Annotated in this window: 18 protein-coding genes and 3 tRNA genes; 1 reads left to right on the top strand and 20 read right to left on the bottom strand. The window is 29.8% G+C overall.

Annotation, left to right across the window (positions count from 1 at the left end):
* The 12 genes from RH99_RS14025 to RH99_RS14080 form a co-directional block, all read right to left on the bottom strand.
* On the bottom strand, positions 1–491 hold a 491-nt coding region (locus tag RH99_RS14025), incomplete at its 3' end, for a GTP-binding protein (protein WP_010239412.1).
* A 100-nt stretch (positions 492–591) separates the two neighbouring features.
* A tRNA-Thr gene (locus RH99_RS14030) sits at positions 592–667 on the bottom strand.
* 9 nt (positions 668–676) lie between these two features.
* Positions 677–751: transfer RNA gene (locus RH99_RS14035), tRNA-Gly, on the bottom strand.
* A gap of 62 nt (positions 752–813) precedes the next feature.
* Positions 814–1503 (bottom strand): RNA polymerase sporulation sigma factor SigH, encoded by a 690-nt coding sequence (sigH, locus tag RH99_RS14040; protein WP_373854725.1) that lies wholly within the window; start codon positions 1501–1503, stop codon positions 814–816.
* Between the two features lie 26 nt (positions 1504–1529).
* Positions 1530–2042 carry an NYN domain-containing protein gene (locus tag RH99_RS14045; RefSeq protein WP_010239415.1) on the bottom strand — a complete coding sequence of 171 codons (513 nt, stop codon included), beginning with the start codon at positions 2040–2042 and terminating at the stop codon, positions 1530–1532.
* Between the two features lie 2 nt (positions 2043–2044).
* Positions 2045–2878 carry a 23S rRNA (guanosine(2251)-2'-O)-methyltransferase RlmB gene (gene rlmB, locus RH99_RS14050; RefSeq protein WP_010239417.1) on the bottom strand — a complete coding sequence of 278 codons (834 nt, stop codon included), beginning with the start codon at positions 2876–2878 and terminating at the stop codon, positions 2045–2047.
* A 48-nt stretch (positions 2879–2926) separates the two neighbouring features.
* Positions 2927–3733: an FAD-dependent thymidylate synthase gene (thyX, locus tag RH99_RS14055; RefSeq protein ID WP_010239420.1), complete on the bottom strand. Its 807-nt coding sequence runs from the start codon at positions 3731–3733 to the stop codon at positions 2927–2929.
* Positions 3734–3735: 2 nt separating this feature from the next.
* Entirely contained in the window at positions 3736–4155 is a 420-nt protein-coding gene (locus tag RH99_RS14060) for a Mini-ribonuclease 3 (RefSeq protein WP_010239422.1), read from the bottom strand.
* Between the two features lie 16 nt (positions 4156–4171).
* Positions 4172–5569: a cysteine--tRNA ligase gene (gene cysS / locus RH99_RS14065; protein ID WP_010239425.1), complete on the bottom strand. Its 1398-nt coding sequence runs from the start codon at positions 5567–5569 to the stop codon at positions 4172–4174.
* Positions 5570–5898: 329 nt separating this feature from the next.
* A complete protein-coding gene (ispD, locus tag RH99_RS14070; protein WP_010239429.1) occupies positions 5899–6600 on the bottom strand; it encodes a 2-C-methyl-D-erythritol 4-phosphate cytidylyltransferase in 702 nt (233 codons plus the stop codon).
* Positions 6601–6619: 19 nt separating this feature from the next.
* Positions 6620–7723 carry a PIN/TRAM domain-containing protein gene (locus RH99_RS14075; RefSeq protein WP_010239432.1) on the bottom strand — a complete coding sequence of 368 codons (1104 nt, stop codon included), beginning with the start codon at positions 7721–7723 and terminating at the stop codon, positions 6620–6622.
* 129 nt (positions 7724–7852) lie between these two features.
* Positions 7853–8323, bottom strand: coding sequence for a CarD family transcriptional regulator (locus RH99_RS14080; protein WP_010239435.1), 471 nt, complete (start codon positions 8321–8323; stop codon positions 7853–7855).
* 148 nt (positions 8324–8471) lie between these two features.
* Between RH99_RS14080 and RH99_RS14085 the strand changes: the two genes are divergently transcribed.
* Positions 8472–8876 carry a nucleoside triphosphate pyrophosphohydrolase family protein gene (locus tag RH99_RS14085; RefSeq protein WP_010239437.1) on the top strand — a complete coding sequence of 135 codons (405 nt, stop codon included), beginning with the start codon at positions 8472–8474 and terminating at the stop codon, positions 8874–8876.
* A gap of 43 nt (positions 8877–8919) precedes the next feature.
* Here RH99_RS14085 and disA read toward each other — a convergent pair whose 3' ends face one another.
* The 8 genes from disA to RH99_RS14125 all read right to left on the bottom strand — a co-directional run bounded on the left by disA (position 8920) and on the right by RH99_RS14125 (position 16987).
* Entirely contained in the window at positions 8920–9993 is a 1074-nt protein-coding gene (gene disA / locus RH99_RS14090; RefSeq protein ID WP_010239440.1) for a DNA integrity scanning diadenylate cyclase DisA, read from the bottom strand.
* A 15-nt stretch (positions 9994–10008) separates the two neighbouring features.
* Positions 10009–11358: a DNA repair protein RadA gene (radA, locus tag RH99_RS14095; RefSeq protein ID WP_010239443.1), complete on the bottom strand. Its 1350-nt coding sequence runs from the start codon at positions 11356–11358 to the stop codon at positions 10009–10011.
* Between the two features lie 141 nt (positions 11359–11499).
* A complete protein-coding gene (locus RH99_RS14100) occupies positions 11500–13941 on the bottom strand; it encodes an ATP-dependent Clp protease ATP-binding subunit (RefSeq protein ID WP_010239446.1) in 2442 nt (813 codons plus the stop codon).
* A gap of 13 nt (positions 13942–13954) precedes the next feature.
* A complete protein-coding gene (locus RH99_RS14105) occupies positions 13955–14977 on the bottom strand; it encodes a protein arginine kinase (protein WP_010239448.1) in 1023 nt (340 codons plus the stop codon).
* A 1-nt stretch (position 14978) separates the two neighbouring features.
* On the bottom strand, positions 14979–15503 hold the full coding sequence (locus tag RH99_RS14110) for a UvrB/UvrC motif-containing protein (RefSeq protein ID WP_010239451.1): 525 nt from the start codon (positions 15501–15503) through the stop codon (positions 14979–14981).
* A gap of 72 nt (positions 15504–15575) precedes the next feature.
* Positions 15576–16034 (bottom strand): CtsR family transcriptional regulator, encoded by a 459-nt coding sequence (locus RH99_RS14115; protein ID WP_010239454.1) that lies wholly within the window; start codon positions 16032–16034, stop codon positions 15576–15578.
* A gap of 288 nt (positions 16035–16322) precedes the next feature.
* Positions 16323–16580, bottom strand: a complete 258-nt coding sequence (locus RH99_RS14120; protein ID WP_010239458.1) for a hypothetical protein — start codon at positions 16578–16580, stop codon at positions 16323–16325.
* Positions 16581–16912: 332 nt separating this feature from the next.
* A tRNA-Asn gene (locus tag RH99_RS14125) sits at positions 16913–16987 on the bottom strand.
* Positions 16988–16995: the final 8 nt, after the last annotated feature.

A 16995-nucleotide genomic window follows, 5' to 3' on the forward strand; every position in this document is an offset into this window, starting at 1 on the left:
GGGAATCCATATTCACTTAATAATTCTCTTACTTCCATTTCTACTAATTCTATTAGTTCTGGATCATCTACCATGTCTGCTTTGTTTAAGAATACTACTATATGTTGTACTCCAACTCTACTTGCCAATAATATATGCTCTCTTGTTTGTGGCATTGGACCATCTGCCGCACTTACTACTAGAATTGCTCCATCCATTTGTGCTGCTCCTGTTATCATGTTCTTTACATAATCAGCATGTCCTGGGCAATCAACGTGTGCATAGTGTCTATTTGCTGTTTCATACTCAACATGCGCTGTGTTGATTGTAATTCCTCTTTCTTTTTCTTCCGGTGCTTTATCTATTTCTGCGTAGTTTGTTGCTACTGCTCCACCTGTTTGTGATAATACTGTTGTTATTGCTGCTGTTAATGTTGTCTTACCATGATCTACGTGTCCTATTGTTCCTATATTTACATGTGGTTTTGTTCTCTCAAATTTTGCTTTTGCCATTTTATTTATTCCTCCTTTTATCAAGCTCTATTAATCTTATTTTAAGCTATTATTATTTTTTAGTGTACACTGTTCCACGCGTATTGCAAATTCCAAGTATTGGAGCCCACGGCCAGGATTGAACTGGTGACCTCCACCTTACCAAGGTGACGCTCTACCTACTGAGCTACATGGGCAATTCACTTTGGAGCGGGAAACGGGTTTCGAACCCGCGACCCCCAGCTTGGGAAGCTAGTGCTCTACCACTGAGCTATTCCCGCACATATAACGCAGGACATACACTAGTTATTTATTTTAACACCATAATAATACTTTGTCAATATCAAAACATTCTTTTATTTAAACATTTTTCTAATTTTCTTTTTACTCTCTGCAATGCATTATCTATAGATTTTGCACGTCTATCCAAATCGCAAGCAATTTCCTGATATGACTTTCCTTCTAAATATGACATAAGTACTTCTAATTCAAGGTCAGATAATACTTGTCCAATTTCAAATTCAATGCTTATAACTTCTTCTCTACTTATAACAAGTTCTTCAGGATCTGCCACTTTTACACTAGATAATATGTCTAGGAGTGTTCTATCTGATTCTTCATCATATATAGGTTTATTTAAAGATATATATGTATTTAAAGGTATATGTTTCTGTCTAGTTGCAGTTTTAATAGCCGTTATAATTTGACGTGTTATGCATAACTCTGCAAATGCTTTAAACGATGCAAGCTTGTGTGGTCTAAAATCTCTAATAGCCTTATATAAACCTATCATGCCTTCTTGATAAATATCTTCTTTGTCCGCTCCAATCAAGAAATACGATTTGGCTTTAGCTTTTACAAAATTTTCATATTTACTAATAATATACTCTTGAGCATTTTTATCACCTTTTTTTGCTTCGACAGCTATTTCCTCATCTAACCATTCATCATATTTTGAAGATTGAACTTCTCTAATTCCCCTCTTTACCAAGTTATCCCCCCCAGTGATTAAACCATCTACTAAATTATACATTAGCAATAATTTACAAGTCAAGTATTTTATTTACTTCTGCGTATCTCTTCCAGCTTATCTGCAACCTTTCTGTCTATACGTTCTTTTAGATTATATCTTTTCTCATCTTGTTTTTTTATGCTTTCTTTTCTTATTTTATCTTCTATTGACTTTATCTCATGATAGAATTCTATAGAAGACATTCTAACTGCACCTCTTTGGAATATTAGCTGTTGTTCCAAAGAATCTGATGTAACTACTAGGACTTCACATTTTCTTCCTATATTGTTTACATATCTTTCTATGAAACTATCTGCCGTTTCTCCCTCTTTAGTAAACACAATAGTCAAATTTTTATTTATTTTTTCCCTTTTCTCCATGCTCCCAGATTGCAAATGTGCATCAAATACTAAGAATATTTTATATTCATTATAGACACCATAATTAAGTAAAATCTCTTTTAATTTTAGTCTTGAGTTTTCCATACTTCCCGTATTTTCTTGTCGCAGCTCTTTCCAACTATTAACTACATTATACCCATCAATAAATATATTTTTCACTTTTATCCTCTTTTAAGCTTCTGTTTTAGCACTTCATACATAATTATACCTGCTGCAACAGATGCATTTAGAGATGTAATTCTTCCACACATAGGAATTTTAACTAATCCATCACATTTTTCTTTAGTCAATTTTGATATTCCTCTACCTTCACTACCTATTACCAAGCCTACAGCTCCAGAGAAGTCATTTTCAAAGCAGTAATTTTTCCCATCCATATCTGCTCCATAAATCCAAACATCTTTCTTTTTGAGTATATCTATAGTTAAATTTATGTTAGTTACCTTTGCAATTTTCATATATTCCACAGCTCCAGCTGATGACTTATATACTATAGGCGTAATACCAACATTTCTTCTTTTAGGAATAACAATTCCATGCGCACCACATATTTCTGCCGTTCTAATTATAGATCCTAAATTATGAGGGTCTTCAATCTCATCTAAGATTATTATAAAAGGTTTTTCTCCTTTGCTTTTAGCATAATCTAAAATATCTTCTACCTCAAAATATTTATAAGGAGTCACTATAGCAATAACACCTTGATGCACGCCGGTGTCAGACATTTGATCAAGTTTTTTTCTATCAACTTCCTTTATCACTATACGTTTCTCTTTAGCTAATGCATAAATGACATTAATAGAACCTTCACTATCACCTTTAGAAACTAGTATCTGCTCTACTGTTCTATCAGATTTCAAAGCTTCAATTACAGCATTTCTTCCCTCAATTAAATCTTCTCTTCCTGAGTCCATAACAATTTTTCTATTTTTATTAATACTATTGTTACTTTTTATACTTCTATCATTCTTTTCTATTGTTCCTCTTTCTCTCATAATTAATCCTTTCTATTATATGCATAATTATTTTCACAATAATTATGTCTATTCATTTAAATATAGTTTCCTAACTTCTAAGGTTTTACCACATGTCATGGATCCTTCTGGACATATTCCTCTAACACAGTCAGGGCCACTGTATTTAAATAAAATTGGAGATACTTTTTTTACTTCATTTAACATTCTATTTGACATAGCCCTAATTTCCCACTGTGCTCTGTTACAACATCTTTCACTAAAAAAATGCATAAGCTCTCTAGCATTCATGGTTACTATAATTTTTGTTTCACAAGCATTGGGAAATACATACCTTGCATCTTCAATAGCCTTTTTTTCTGCTTTATTTAGAAGATTTAATATATGCTTTTCATCTATTATATCTCCTACTGTTAGTTTATTTTCCATAAAATACTCTTTTTTAAAAGTATCAAAAGCTGAACTTTTTAGTTCTTTAACAAGTTCATCATATGCCTCTTGATCTTTTATCATACAATTTTGAAAAATTTCCCTAGCTTTCTGATTTTTTTCTATAGCTGGTGGAATTATATATTGAAATTGTTTTAATCTAACGTATCTTTGACTTTGTTGAGAATATGATGCTAATCTATGTCTTACTAATTGATGTGTTAAACTTCTAGATACTCCTTCAATTGCAAATGTAAATGAAACATGTTCAATAGGGGAATGGTGACCATATGACATTAACATATTTATAAATTTATTAATATTATCTTCATTTAAATTTTTCATAATATCATCTACACTTGAAGAACTATAGCAAAGTTTTGCAGATGCAGCTACTACTTTTTCTGGATTCGGAGTATATTCTATTAATTTTACCTTCAGTGACATTTCTATTCCCCTATCTTTATTTTTATAATTTTATTAACAAAAAAATTTATTCTATCATTTTGCTCTGTTAAATACAAATATCCAAAAAGAGCCTCAAATCCGGTAGCTGCTCTATATTCACATAAATCAGCATTTTTAGGTACAGTACCTGATTTAGAATTTCTACCTCTTTTATAAATAGATAATTCTTCTTCTGTTAAATACTGTAAAACTTCTTTTATAAATTCACTTTGCGCGTGAGCTTTGACAAAAGAAACAGCTTTAACATGAAGTTTATGGACATGCATATCTCTATTCTCATTAACAATATATGCCCTAACAAAAACCTCATATATTGCATCTCCAACAAATGCAAGCACAAGAGGATTTAGATTTTTTGCTTCCTGTTTAGTAAAACTGTCTTTTAATAAATTAAATTCCATATAAGCACTCCTTAAATTATACTCTCTTCCACCTTACACCTTGTGGTGTATCTAAAAGTACTATACCTTTTGCCTTTAGGTCATCTCTTATTTTATCTGAAAGAGCAAAATTCTTTTCTTCTCTAGCTTTCTGTCTTTCTTCAATTAATTTCTCTATTTCTTTATCTAAATCTTTTTTTGTTACTTTCTGAAGTATTCCAAGTGGTTTTCCTAATTCTCTAATTAAATTAAGTGCGGTTTGAATTATCTCTTTTGATGATTCAATATTTATATTTGAATTTATATCTTTGCTCAAATCAAATATTACAGAAATTGCATCTGCAGTATTAAAATCATCATCCATCTTTTCGATATACTTATCTCTATAAGAATTTAGATTATTCAAATATTCTTTTTCTTCTTTTTTTAATTTCTCAAATTTAACCTCACCTAATAAATTTTCTAGATTATCAATAGAATTATACAATCTTTCAAGAGCAGACTTATCTGAATCCAATAAATCTGGGCTATAATTTAATTGTGTTCTGTAGTGAGCACTTAGCATAAGAAATCTTATAACTTCTGGATCAAATTTCTCAAGTGCATCCCTAGCAGTCAAAAAATTATTTAGAGATTTTGACATCTTCTGATTATTTATATTTAGGTAAGCAGAATGCATCCAATAGTTAGCAAACTTTTTGCCATTTCTACTTTCACTTTGTGCTATTTCATTTTCATGGTGTGGAAAAACTAAATCCATTCCACCCGCATGAATGTCTATTGTATCCCCTAGAAGCTTATGTGCCATACATGAGCACTCTATATGCCATCCAGGTCTTCCAAATCCCCATGGACTTTTCCATGCAGGCTCTCCTTCTTTTTGCTTCTTCCATATAGCAAAATCCATAGGATCTTTCTTTCTTTCATCTACATTTATTCTTACTCCACTCTCTAACTCCTCTAGATTTTGGCCAGATAACTTACCGTACTTTTCAAATTTTTCAGTACTAAAATAAACATCACCATCAATCTCATAAGCGAATTTCTTATCTACAAGATCCTTTACAAAATTTATGATGTCATCTATAAATTCTGTAGCTCGTGGGTTCGCAGTAGCTCTTTCTATATTAAGACCATCTGCATCTTTATAATATTCAGAAATAAATCTGTCACCAAGTTCCTTAATTGTTATGCCGTCCTGTTTTGCTTTACTTATCATTCTATCATCAATATCAGTAAAATTTTGTATAAAGCTGACCTTATAACCTCTATATTCAAAATATCTTCTTACCGTATCAAATATAATAAACGTTCTTGCATTGCCTATATGGAAATAATTATATACTGTAGGTCCACAGACATACATCTTAACTTCTCCAGGCTTAACAGGTACGAACTCTTCTTTTTTTCTAGACATTGTATTAAATATTTTCATGTTTTACCTCCTATTATAAGTAACGAAGTCCATTGCAGTAATATTAAGATTATTTATAATACCATATTAATAATCATTATTAACAATAGTTCCACCTATTATAATATTTCCTATCCTATATTTATTAATTAAAATTTTATTTATATGTATGGTACGATTATAGCATTTCAATTATTTCATAGCAAAGACTAAATCATTTTAAATTATAACTTAATCTACAGAATAATTAAATATCCTTATTTTCATTGCATAACTTTTATAATAAAAAAGCCCACCCTAATACTAGGGCGAGTTTTTACACTGTACCAGCTAAATTATACCTTCATAGGTTAACTGTTTAAACAATTGAAACCATCGATTATTTTCTCGCCTAAAAGTAAATCATCCGGAGTTGTCATTTTTATATTTATATAACTACCTTCATATAAAAAAACATCATATCCACACATTTCTGCTACCATAGTGTCATCTGTAGCACTAATATTTTTATTTAAAATACTTTTATGTGCATCTATTATTAAACTCAATTTAAAACTCTGTGGTGTTTGGACACAAAACAATTTATCTCTGTCTAATGTATTCTCTGAAAAACCTTTTTTGTTCTTAATTTTTATTGTATCTTTAGGGATTACACCACATGCACAAGCTCCATATATATTCGCATACTTTATACCGTCGCATATAATTTTATCGCTAACAAAAGGTCTTGCACCATCATGAATGAGAACAATATCAAATTCCTTAGCAGCATTTAAACCATTAATAACAGATTCCTGCCTTCGGTTTCCTCCACATACTATTTTCTTAATCTTCTTTAAAGAATATTTTAGTATTATCTCACTTCTACAGTACTCTACTTCATCCTTAGCTGCTACCAATATTACAGTATCAATACATTCATTATTTTCAAATGCCTCTAAAGTATAGGCTAGTATAGGCTTATCATTTAATTTAATAAACAACTTATTTATTTCTCTGCCCATCCTTTTCCCTTTTCCACCCGCTAATACTATGGCGCAGTTTTTTCCCATATTATCTATAACTCCTTACCTAAGCCTTAGTTAAAATTTCTTTTTGTTTTGCAAATATCATTCTTCCAGCTGCAGTTTGTAATACCGATGTAACAGCCACACTTAATGTTTCACCTATATGTTTCCTTCCACCTTCTACTACAATCATTGTTCCATCATCTAAATATGCAATTCCTTGTCCAGATTCTTTACCATCCTTTATAATGGTAATAATCATTTCCTCTCCAGGTAAAACTACAGGTTTTACAGCGTTAGCAAGTTCATTTATGTTAAGGACAGGTACTCCTTGAAATTCAGCTACTTTATTCAAATTATAATCATTTGTTATAACCTTTCCATTTAATACTTGAGCTAATTTTAAAAGTTTACTATCCACCTCTGCAATCTCCGGAAAATCTTTCTCATATATCTGAACTTCAACATTAAGTTCCTTTTGAATTTTATTTAATATATCCAGTCCTCTTCTTCCTCTATTTCTCTTTAGTCCATCGGAAGAATCAGCTATATGTCTAAGTTCTTGGAGCACAAAATTCGGTATTACAAGAGTACCTTCAACGAATCCAGTCTGACAAATATCAAATATTCTGCCATCAATTATTACAGACGTATCAAGTACCTTCGCCGCACCCTTAATCTGTGGTTTATTCTTTTTATCTTTACTTATACCAACTCTCTTAGCATTAGAAAAAAGTAATATTATTTCTTCTCTTTTCTTAATTGCAATATCTGCAGCAAATGCAGCAACTATAAGACATATAATTACCTCTATAAATGTCCACAATATTGATATTCTAGGAAATAAATTTATAAATAAAGCTGAAATAACTAACCCTACAATAGCCCCTCCAGTTCCAAAAACAATTTCAGATATTGGTACTTTTTGAATATTACTCTCAAAATAATCCATAGTATTTGTAATACCTTTAACAATCCAAGGAGATATGAAGAAAAATATTAATCCAAATAGTAAAGTACATAAGATCAAAAATAATACCGTTTCAATTGCACCAACCTTAGCTGCCATTTTAGAAAAATAGTGTATCTTTAGTAATCCCTCCCCTAAAATATAACCTAATACAAGACCAATTAAGCTTAAAAGACCTCTCAATAATTTTTTTAACAAAAACTCCACCTCCCTTATAATTATTACCAATTATTTATTTTTAAATTCATATTGGAAAAATACCTTTTCTTATTACTATATTATAACAAAAATTTATTATCAATGAAAGTAAACGTTTTTCATAAAATATTAACTTTTTCTTACCAATTCATATGCAGTATCAATATTTAAATTAAAAACCATCATAATTTCCCCTATAATCATATTTTCTGCCTCTTCTAATATTTTTTCTTCCCCAGGAGGCATTATTTCCATATTTTTCATATAGTATAAATCTCTTATAACTTCGGCTATTTTTAATATATCTCCAGTATTTATTTTTTTTCTATTTCCTCTATATCTTTTAATCCAATCATTATTTATTTCTGTTATATCTTCATCTATTGTTTTTAATGCAGTATTTATCTTGTCTTTATCAGATATGGCCCTTATTGAATATAAGTTTAATCTTTCTTTGGGTATATAAAACTTCATATCATTAATTACAAATGTTATTACTATATAATTATAGATCTTTCCATATAATTCTTTATTCTCTATAGAAGTAACAATTCCTGCACCATATTTTGGAACAAATACTACCTCGCCAACTTTTAACATACAAATCCCCCTATTAATAAAAGTACTCTTGCTTTATTATATAGCTGTGCTTAAAAATTTGTACTATACTTTTATTGACAAAATTGTATTAAGAATTCTATAATCATTTTATGGACATAAATAATTATTTATGGGGGAGATGAACCTAATGAAAGATATAATTTTTGATGATTTTCAAAATAATGTAGATCAATCACTAATAAGACATAGAAGCCTATTAGATATTATTACAAAGTTACAAGAATCAGAAAGTAGAATAAATAGAGCTATCGCAAAATCTGTTACCAATTGCGGATGTATAAGCATAAATGCAAAAAAGCAGGAACTCCCAAGTAAGGACTCAGATTTAAATATTGATAATTTATCTCAATGTTTACAAACTCATTTAGAAGGAAAATTGTGTGAAAATTGCAGAGATATAATAGAAGGTGAAATAGGTACTAACTTATTTTATTTAACCTCTCTATGTAATACTTTAGAACTTAATTTATATGATATTTTATTAAAGGAATACGATAAAATTAACACCCTAGGAAAATTTAATCTAAGGTAGTATTTTATAGAGTTATACATAAAAAGTATAACTCTTATTCTTATTAAAATTGTTTATTTAAAATAAATTGTTCTCTTAATCTTCTAAGTCCATTTTTTATGGCTTTTGCCCTAGCCTCTCCAATTCCCTCTACATTATCAAGTTCTTCATAAGAAGCTTCCATAATCGCCTTTAGCTCTTTAAAATGCTTCACTAAATTCTCTATTACATTACCAGGAATTCTAGGTATTTTATTAATCATCCTGTATCCCCGAGGTGAAATAAGTGTATCTACCAGTGGTACTCCAGGATATCCTATAGATTTAGATATAGTATCTAAATCTAAAAATTCATCTGAATTTATACCTTGTATGTTTTTATATACTTCATTATAATCGATGTCCCCTTGGCAATAATCTCTTATAAGTAGCATTCCATCTTGTTCTACATTCTTAACCTGTTCATTTAATTGCATGGAAATAAGTCTTCCCTCATTCCCAAGTTCATATATGTATCTTTCAATTTCAGAAACTATTCTCATTACCATTTCTGTTCTTTGAATTGCAGTTACTACATCAAAAAGTGTTGCTAGATCCTGAAATTCTAGCAAATTCAAATTTGTTACAACCCTTTCTAAAACCGCTACATATTTTTCTAGAGTCTGAAGTGCCTGATTAGCTCTTCCTAATATAATACTACTATCCCTAAGTACATACTTTATTTCATCTTTATATATTGTTATAACATTTCTTCTTTGAGATATAGCTACTACTATGTTGCCTGTTTGTTTTGCAACTCTATGCGCAGTTCTATGCCTTGTTCCCGTTTCAAAAGTAGGTATTGCTGAATCTGGTATAAGTTGAACATTTGCACTTAATATTTTTTTTAAATCTGAACTCAAAACTATAGCTCCATCCATTTTAGCCAACTCATATACGTAAGATGGACTATACTCGGAATTTATTTTGAATCCACCATCCATTATGTCTAAAATTTCTGAGCTATCACCTAAAACTATAAGTCCACCAGTCTTTGCTCTCAAAATGTTTTCTAATCCTTCTCTTAACGGAGTTCCTGGAGCCATCATCCTTAAAACTCCCATAAGTTTTTTATCTTTTTTCAATCTTAATTCATTCACCTTAAACCACCCTATTTAAAATACTTTATTTACAGCTTCTCTTAATGAAGATACTCCAAATACGTTCATAGTTTTTACCTTTATTTTTTCCCTATTTCTTTTTGGTATTAAAATATTCTCAAAACCCATCTTCTCTGCTTCATTTACTATTCTATCACAATATGAAATAGGTCTTACTTCACCTGTAAGTCCTATTTCTCCAACAACTATCATTTTATCTACATTTATTTTTTTACTCTTTATGCTTGAAATTAAAGCAAGCGCTAATCCTAAGTCACCAAAGGTGCCTGCTATATCTAATCCTCCAACTACATTTACATAAACATCACAATTGTAAAATGGAATTTTTAATTTTTTTTCTAACACTGCTAATATCAAATTAAGCCTTGAAGAATCAACTCCTACCGAAGTCCTTCTTGGCATTATAGCCTTAGTTTCACTGACAAGTGCCTGAATTTCAACTAAAATGGGTCTTGTTCCCTCCATAATTCCTATAACAATAGATCCTTCTTGTTTAAAACTAGTTTCTTCTAAAAATACATTTGAAGGATTATCAACTTCAATAAGTCCTTCTTCATTCATTTCAAAGACACCGATTTCACTAGTGGTTCCAAAACGATTTTTTATAGTTCTCAGTATTCTAAATTCCTCAGTTCTTTCGCCCTCAAAAGAAAGTACACTATCAACCATGTGTTCTAATACTTTAGGTCCAGCTAGTTCCCCTTGTTTTGTAACATGTGCAACTATAAAAAAAGATATACCTTTAAGTTTACCAGTTCTCATTATTTCATTTGCACACTCTCTAACTTGAGATACACTTCCTGGTGCAGATGTCATTGACGGTTTAAAAATTGTTTGAATTGAGTCAATAATAACAAACATAGGCTTCAATTGTTCTATTTGACTTAAGATAATTTCCATATTAGTTTCAGAGAGAACAAAAAGATTAGTATTGGAGGCCTTAAGTCTATCACTTCTCATTTTAATCTGTTCTTCAGATTCTTCTCCAGAAACATATAATACTTTTCCATACTTTTCAGCAATATTGTTAGCGCTTTGCAATAATAAAGTTGACTTACCAATGCCCGGTGACCCTGAAATTAATGTTAAAGAACCTCTAACTAGTCCTCCACCTAATACCCTATTTAATTCTTTTATACCTATGTCATATCTTTCATGTTCTCCTGATTTTATATTAACTATACATTTTGGTTCATTATTTTTATCTAAAAATATATTATTATCCTTTTTTACTAATTCTTCAACAAAACTATTCCAAGAACCGCAGCCTGGACACTTCCCCATCCATTTTAAAGTTTCATAGCCACACTCTTGACAAATAAAAGAAGTTTTATTTTTTGGCATTAAAGTATCCTCCTAATAACTCCATAAATATTATACAATATTTTTAAATACCTTTGTTAAGTCTTATTGAAAACTGTGAAAAAATTTTTTATAAGTATTAAAAATAGGCAGAGAAATCAAATATCCTCTGCCCAAGATAATTTAAACCTTAGAAAATTCTAACTCATTTTCATTAACAGTAACTGAAACATTGTCTCCCTTATGAAGAGATCCATTTAATATTTCTTCTGCTATCTTATCTTCTACTATTTTAGTTATAGCTCTTCTTAAAGGTCTTGCTCCATAAGTTGGATCAAATCCTTTTTTAGCAAGAAGTTTTTCTGCTTCCTCTGTAAATTTAATATTAATATCTTGATCATTCAATCTACTACTTACAGATTCTAGCATAAGTTTAACAACTTCTTGTAAATCTTCTTCTAATAGCTGATGGAATACAATTATATCATCAATTCTATTCAAGAATTCTGGTCTGAAGGATCTCTTTAATTCATCCATTATATTATCTTTCATTTTTTCATATTCATCTTCTGTTTCATCATTACTTACAGAAAATCCTAAAGATTTTTGTCTTTTAATAGTTGATGCTCCTACATTAGATGTCAAAATGATTATTGTATTCTGAAAGTTTACTGTCTTTCCTTTACCATCTGTCAATCTTCCATCTTCAAGAATTTGAAGCAATATATTAAACACATCAGGATGAGCCTTTTCAATCTCATCAAATAGGACTACTGAATATGGTTTTCTTCTAACTTTCTCTGTTAATTGTCCTCCATCATCAAACCCAACGTATCCTGGAGGTGAACCAATTAATCTCGATACAGTATGTTTTTCCATATATTCCGACATATCTATTCTGATTATACTACTTTCATCACCAAACATAGCCTCAGCTAACGCTTTTGATAATTCAGTTTTTCCAACACCTGTGGGACCTAAAAATATAAATGAACCTATAGGTCTTTTAGGATCTTTAAGACCTACCCTTGCTCTTCTCACTGCTCTTGAAACTGATTTAACGGCTTCATTTTGTCCTATTACTCTCTTGTGAAGTATTTCTTCTAATTTCAATAATTTTTCTGATTCTTTTTCTGTAAGCTTCTCAACAGGTATATTAGCCCACTTTGCCACAACCGCAGCTATCTGTGTTTCAGAAACAATATGATTTTGTACATCTTTTCTATTCTTCCAGTTCTTTTTAAAATCTTCTATTTTACCCTTTAATTCTTTCTCTTTATCTCTCAATCTTGCAGCTTTTTCAAAATCCTGCAACCTTATAGCATCTGCTTTTTCCTTTTCAGTCTTCTCAAGTTCTTCTTCTTGATTTTTTAAATCTGGTGGTGCAGTAAGATTTTCTATTCTTACTTTTGCACCAGCCTCATCTATTAGGTCTATTGCTTTATCTGGTAAATATCTATCAGTTATATATCTATCAGCTAAATTTACTGCTGCCTCAAGAGCATCATCTGTAATTTTAACCCTATGGTGAGCTTCATATTTATCTCTTAATCCTCTTAATATAAGAACAGCTTCTTCTTTTGATGGTTCACCAACTGTTACTGGCTGAAATCTTCTTTCTAATGCAGAATCTTTTTCTATATATTTTCTGTATTCATCAATAGTTGTAGCACCAATACATTGAATTTCTCCTCTAGCTAATGATGGTTTTAATATATTTGATGCATCTATTGCTCCCTCTGCACCTCCAGCACCTATTATTGTATGAATTTCATCAATAAATATAATCACATTTCCTGAATTTCTTATTTCAGTCATAACTCTTTTTAATCTTTCTTCAAATTCACCTCTATATTTTGAACCAGCTACCATTGAAGAAATATCTAAAGTCACTACTCTTTTATCTTTTAATATCTCCGGAATATTTCCTGATACTATTCTTTGAGCTAGACCTTCAGCTATAGCGGTTTTACCAACTCCAGGATCACCAATTAAGCAAGGATTATTTTTTGTTCTTCTACAAAGTATTTCTAAAACTCTTTGTGTCTCTCCATCTCTTCCTATAACAGGATCGAGTTTTCCTTCTGATGCCATTACTGTAAGATCTCTACCAAATTGATCTAATGCAGGAGTAGCGCTATTAGCCTGATTTACACTGTTACTATTCTTAGCATTATTTCCTTCTCCTGCTGCTAATCCATCCATGATTTCTTTTCTCAATCTATCAAAATCAGCATTTAAATTTCCTAATATTGTAAAAGCTACACCTTCTCCTTCTCTTATTAAAGCTAAAAGAATATGCTCCGGACTTATATAATTATGATTTAAATTGGTAGCTTCCAGTGCACTAATTTCTAATAATCGTTTAGTTCTTGGAGTTAATGGCACTTCATTTCTATATAAGTCAATATCACCCTTACCTTCGTATTCGGCAATCAAATTTCTTACTCCATCAATTGTTACTCCTAAATTATTAAGTATTTTTTTAGATATTCCATTTTCCTCTTTTAATATACCAAGAAGTACGTGTTCAGTGCCTATATAACCATGTTGAAACATTTGCGCTTCTTCTTTAGCATAAAATAATACTTTTTCTGTTCTTTCATTAAACCTATTGCTAAACATATTAATTCACCACCTATTTTAATTTTTCCCTAATATAGTCTGCCCTTTTTACATTAAGATTTGTTCCATTTGGTTTATTATTATTTATAATACTAAGTGTAGCTGATTGAGTGTTTACTAGCAAGTCATTAAGCACATTTTTATTTATATCTTTAACTATTCCCATTTCTACTCCCATTCTTATATTAGACAGTAGCTTCAAGCATTCCTTTGAATCTATAACTCTAGCAGATTTCAGGATACCTAATGATCTAAATATTCTATCTTCTAATTCATAATGATATTTTTTTTTCGCTTGTTCTCTTGAAAGATTTTCCTGATTAATAAGTTGCTTTACAACTGCCTTTAAATTAGAAAGTATGTCTTCTTCACTAATTCCAAGAGTTATTTGATTAGAAATTTGATATAGATTACTATATGCTCCAGACCCTTCTCCGTATAATCCTCTTATTGTCATTCCTACCTGTGTTAACGCATTTAAAACTTCATTAATTTGATTATTCATAGTAAGGGATGGCAAATGCATCATTACTGAAGCTCTCAATCCTGTTCCAACATTAGTAGGACATGCTGTTAGATAACCTAATTTTTCATCAAAAGCATATTGAATTTTTTCTTCAAGTAGATCATCAAGTTTATTAGAATAGCTTAAAATTTCTTCCAAATCAAATCCTGAACTTATACATTGTAATCTTATATGATCTTCTTCATTTATCATTATGCTAACAGTTTCATCCTTATCTACAATAAAAGCAGACTTATTTTTGTTGTCTATCAGCTTCTTGCTAACTAGATGTTTTTCAATAAAAGATCTATTGTAAGTTTTATCATAATCCCATAAATGTATGCTTTTAAATTCATCTTCCATACGAGTAGATATAAAAAAAGCATTTTCTATATACCCTACTAGTTCTCTAGCTTTATTTTCATCAAGACTATCTGGAAATGGTTCATTTTTAATATTTCTTGCCAATCTTATTCTACTACTTATAACTAAGTCATCTGGTTTATCATCGCTCTTTAGCCAATTTTGCATATTACCCCTCCTTTTCGTTATTTTCGAATACCCTAATTTTATCTCTAATTTTTGCCGCTTCTTCATAGTTCTCAAGTGCAATAGATTTCTGAAGTTCTTCTCTTAACTTTATTATCCTCTTTCTTTCAATTATACCCTTACCACATTTTTTAGGTATTTTACCAACATGTTCGACTTTACCTTGTACTCTATATATAACTGGATTAACAGTAGAACTAAAATTCTTGTAACACTCACTGCAACCAAGTAGACCTTTTTGTTTAAATTCAGTTAATGTCATCCCACAGTTTTTACATGATATTTCTGTACCTTTATTAGCATTAGGAAATTCACCCATATAACCCATTAAACCACTCAATATATTTTGAAGTGAAAAAGGTGATATTATTCCTATTTCTCCCGAAACATTAAATCCATCAAATTCTTTAGCACAATTTTCACATAAACCAATCTGTTGTTTATTACCATTTACAATCTTAGTTATATAAACAGTAGCCTCATTCTTTTTACATATTTCACATAACATACCTTTTTAATCCTCCTTATAATGATAAAAGAACATATTATTATTATATATTTTATACCATTAACTGTAAACCTATAACATTATAGATAGTATAGTAGCCTTTAAAATCTCAGCTCTAACCTTATTTCTTAAATCATTTATTATAAATAATGTTCTATCATTTATTGAAGCCTTTAAAATATTCATTTCTGTACTGGATATAATATCGGCATCCTTTAAAGCTTCAATAATCTGTAATCCTCCATTGTAAGTTATGCTATATCCTATCTTCTCTTTAATTATATTGGCTAGTGATTTATTTTCAATATAATCTATCTTTCTTATGCGAATACACCCACCGCCGCCTCTTTTACTTTCAATATAATACCCTTTTTCTGTAGTGAATCTAGTAGTTAATACATAATTTATTTGAGAAGGTGCACAACTAAAGTGATTAGCTAATTCATTTCTCTGTATTTCTAGTTCGTTTTCTTCTGTTTCTGCCATCAATTCTTTTATAAAATTTTCTATAATATCAGATAGCCTTATCATAGAACAGACCTCCTATTATAGTATTTGTACTCTTTGACTTTCTTTGACTTTAGTCTATTATACATCTGCTTCTTAGTTTTTTCAAGTCCTTCTTTAAAGATTTCTGTAATACTAACTATAAAAAATAATCTAGCAAGAATATCTTTTACTCTTACTAGATCTTACACTTTATAAGTATATGATAATAATAATTAATTTATTATCTGATTACCTTAATAGAAAGTATATCTATCTCAATAAGTCCTATATAGATTTTAATTTCTGACAAAACTTATATTACCTTTATCTTTATCTTATGTTATTTAAATTATTACTATTTCTATGAGCTTTTATATAATATTTACCCTCTTCATTCTTTCCATTATCACTAATTATAAAATCTTTATATTTTAATACACTCATAATTAATTCTGTATTCTTGTTATCAAGGTAATCCATAGTTATTGTAAATTTATCATTATCTCCAACAATATCTATATAATCATAAATATCTCCATAATCACTTAGAGTAACAATACCATTAACATCTAGCCTGTAATCTGACATGAAAAATTCTCCTTTAAGTTTTATATTATTTTTAGTAATATAATTAAAAATATTCCTAGAATGATTTATATTATATGCAATCTATTATAAAAATATAATTTGTTATAAGAAAAACTTTTACAGATCAACCATAGAAACAAATAAAAATTATAAAAAAGAGGGTGTCCCCAAAAATATACATACTAATTAAATTTGAAAATAACTTCGTCTAATTATTAAAAATCATGTTTTAATAATTATTTTTAGTAGTAAAATAGCTAAAAAGCTACCTCATAATGCATATATGCATCGTGAGATAGCTTCAATAATCATAGTTATATTCAAAAATAAAATGGCTCCGCGAAAAGGATTCGAACCTTCAACCTATCGGTTAACAGCCGAGTGCTCCACCGTTGAGCTATCGCGGATCATTATG

The sequence above is a fragment of the Clostridium arbusti SL206 genome, assembly GCF_000246895.1.
Lineage (GTDB): Bacteria > Bacillota > Clostridia > Clostridiales > Clostridiaceae > Clostridium_I > Clostridium_I arbusti.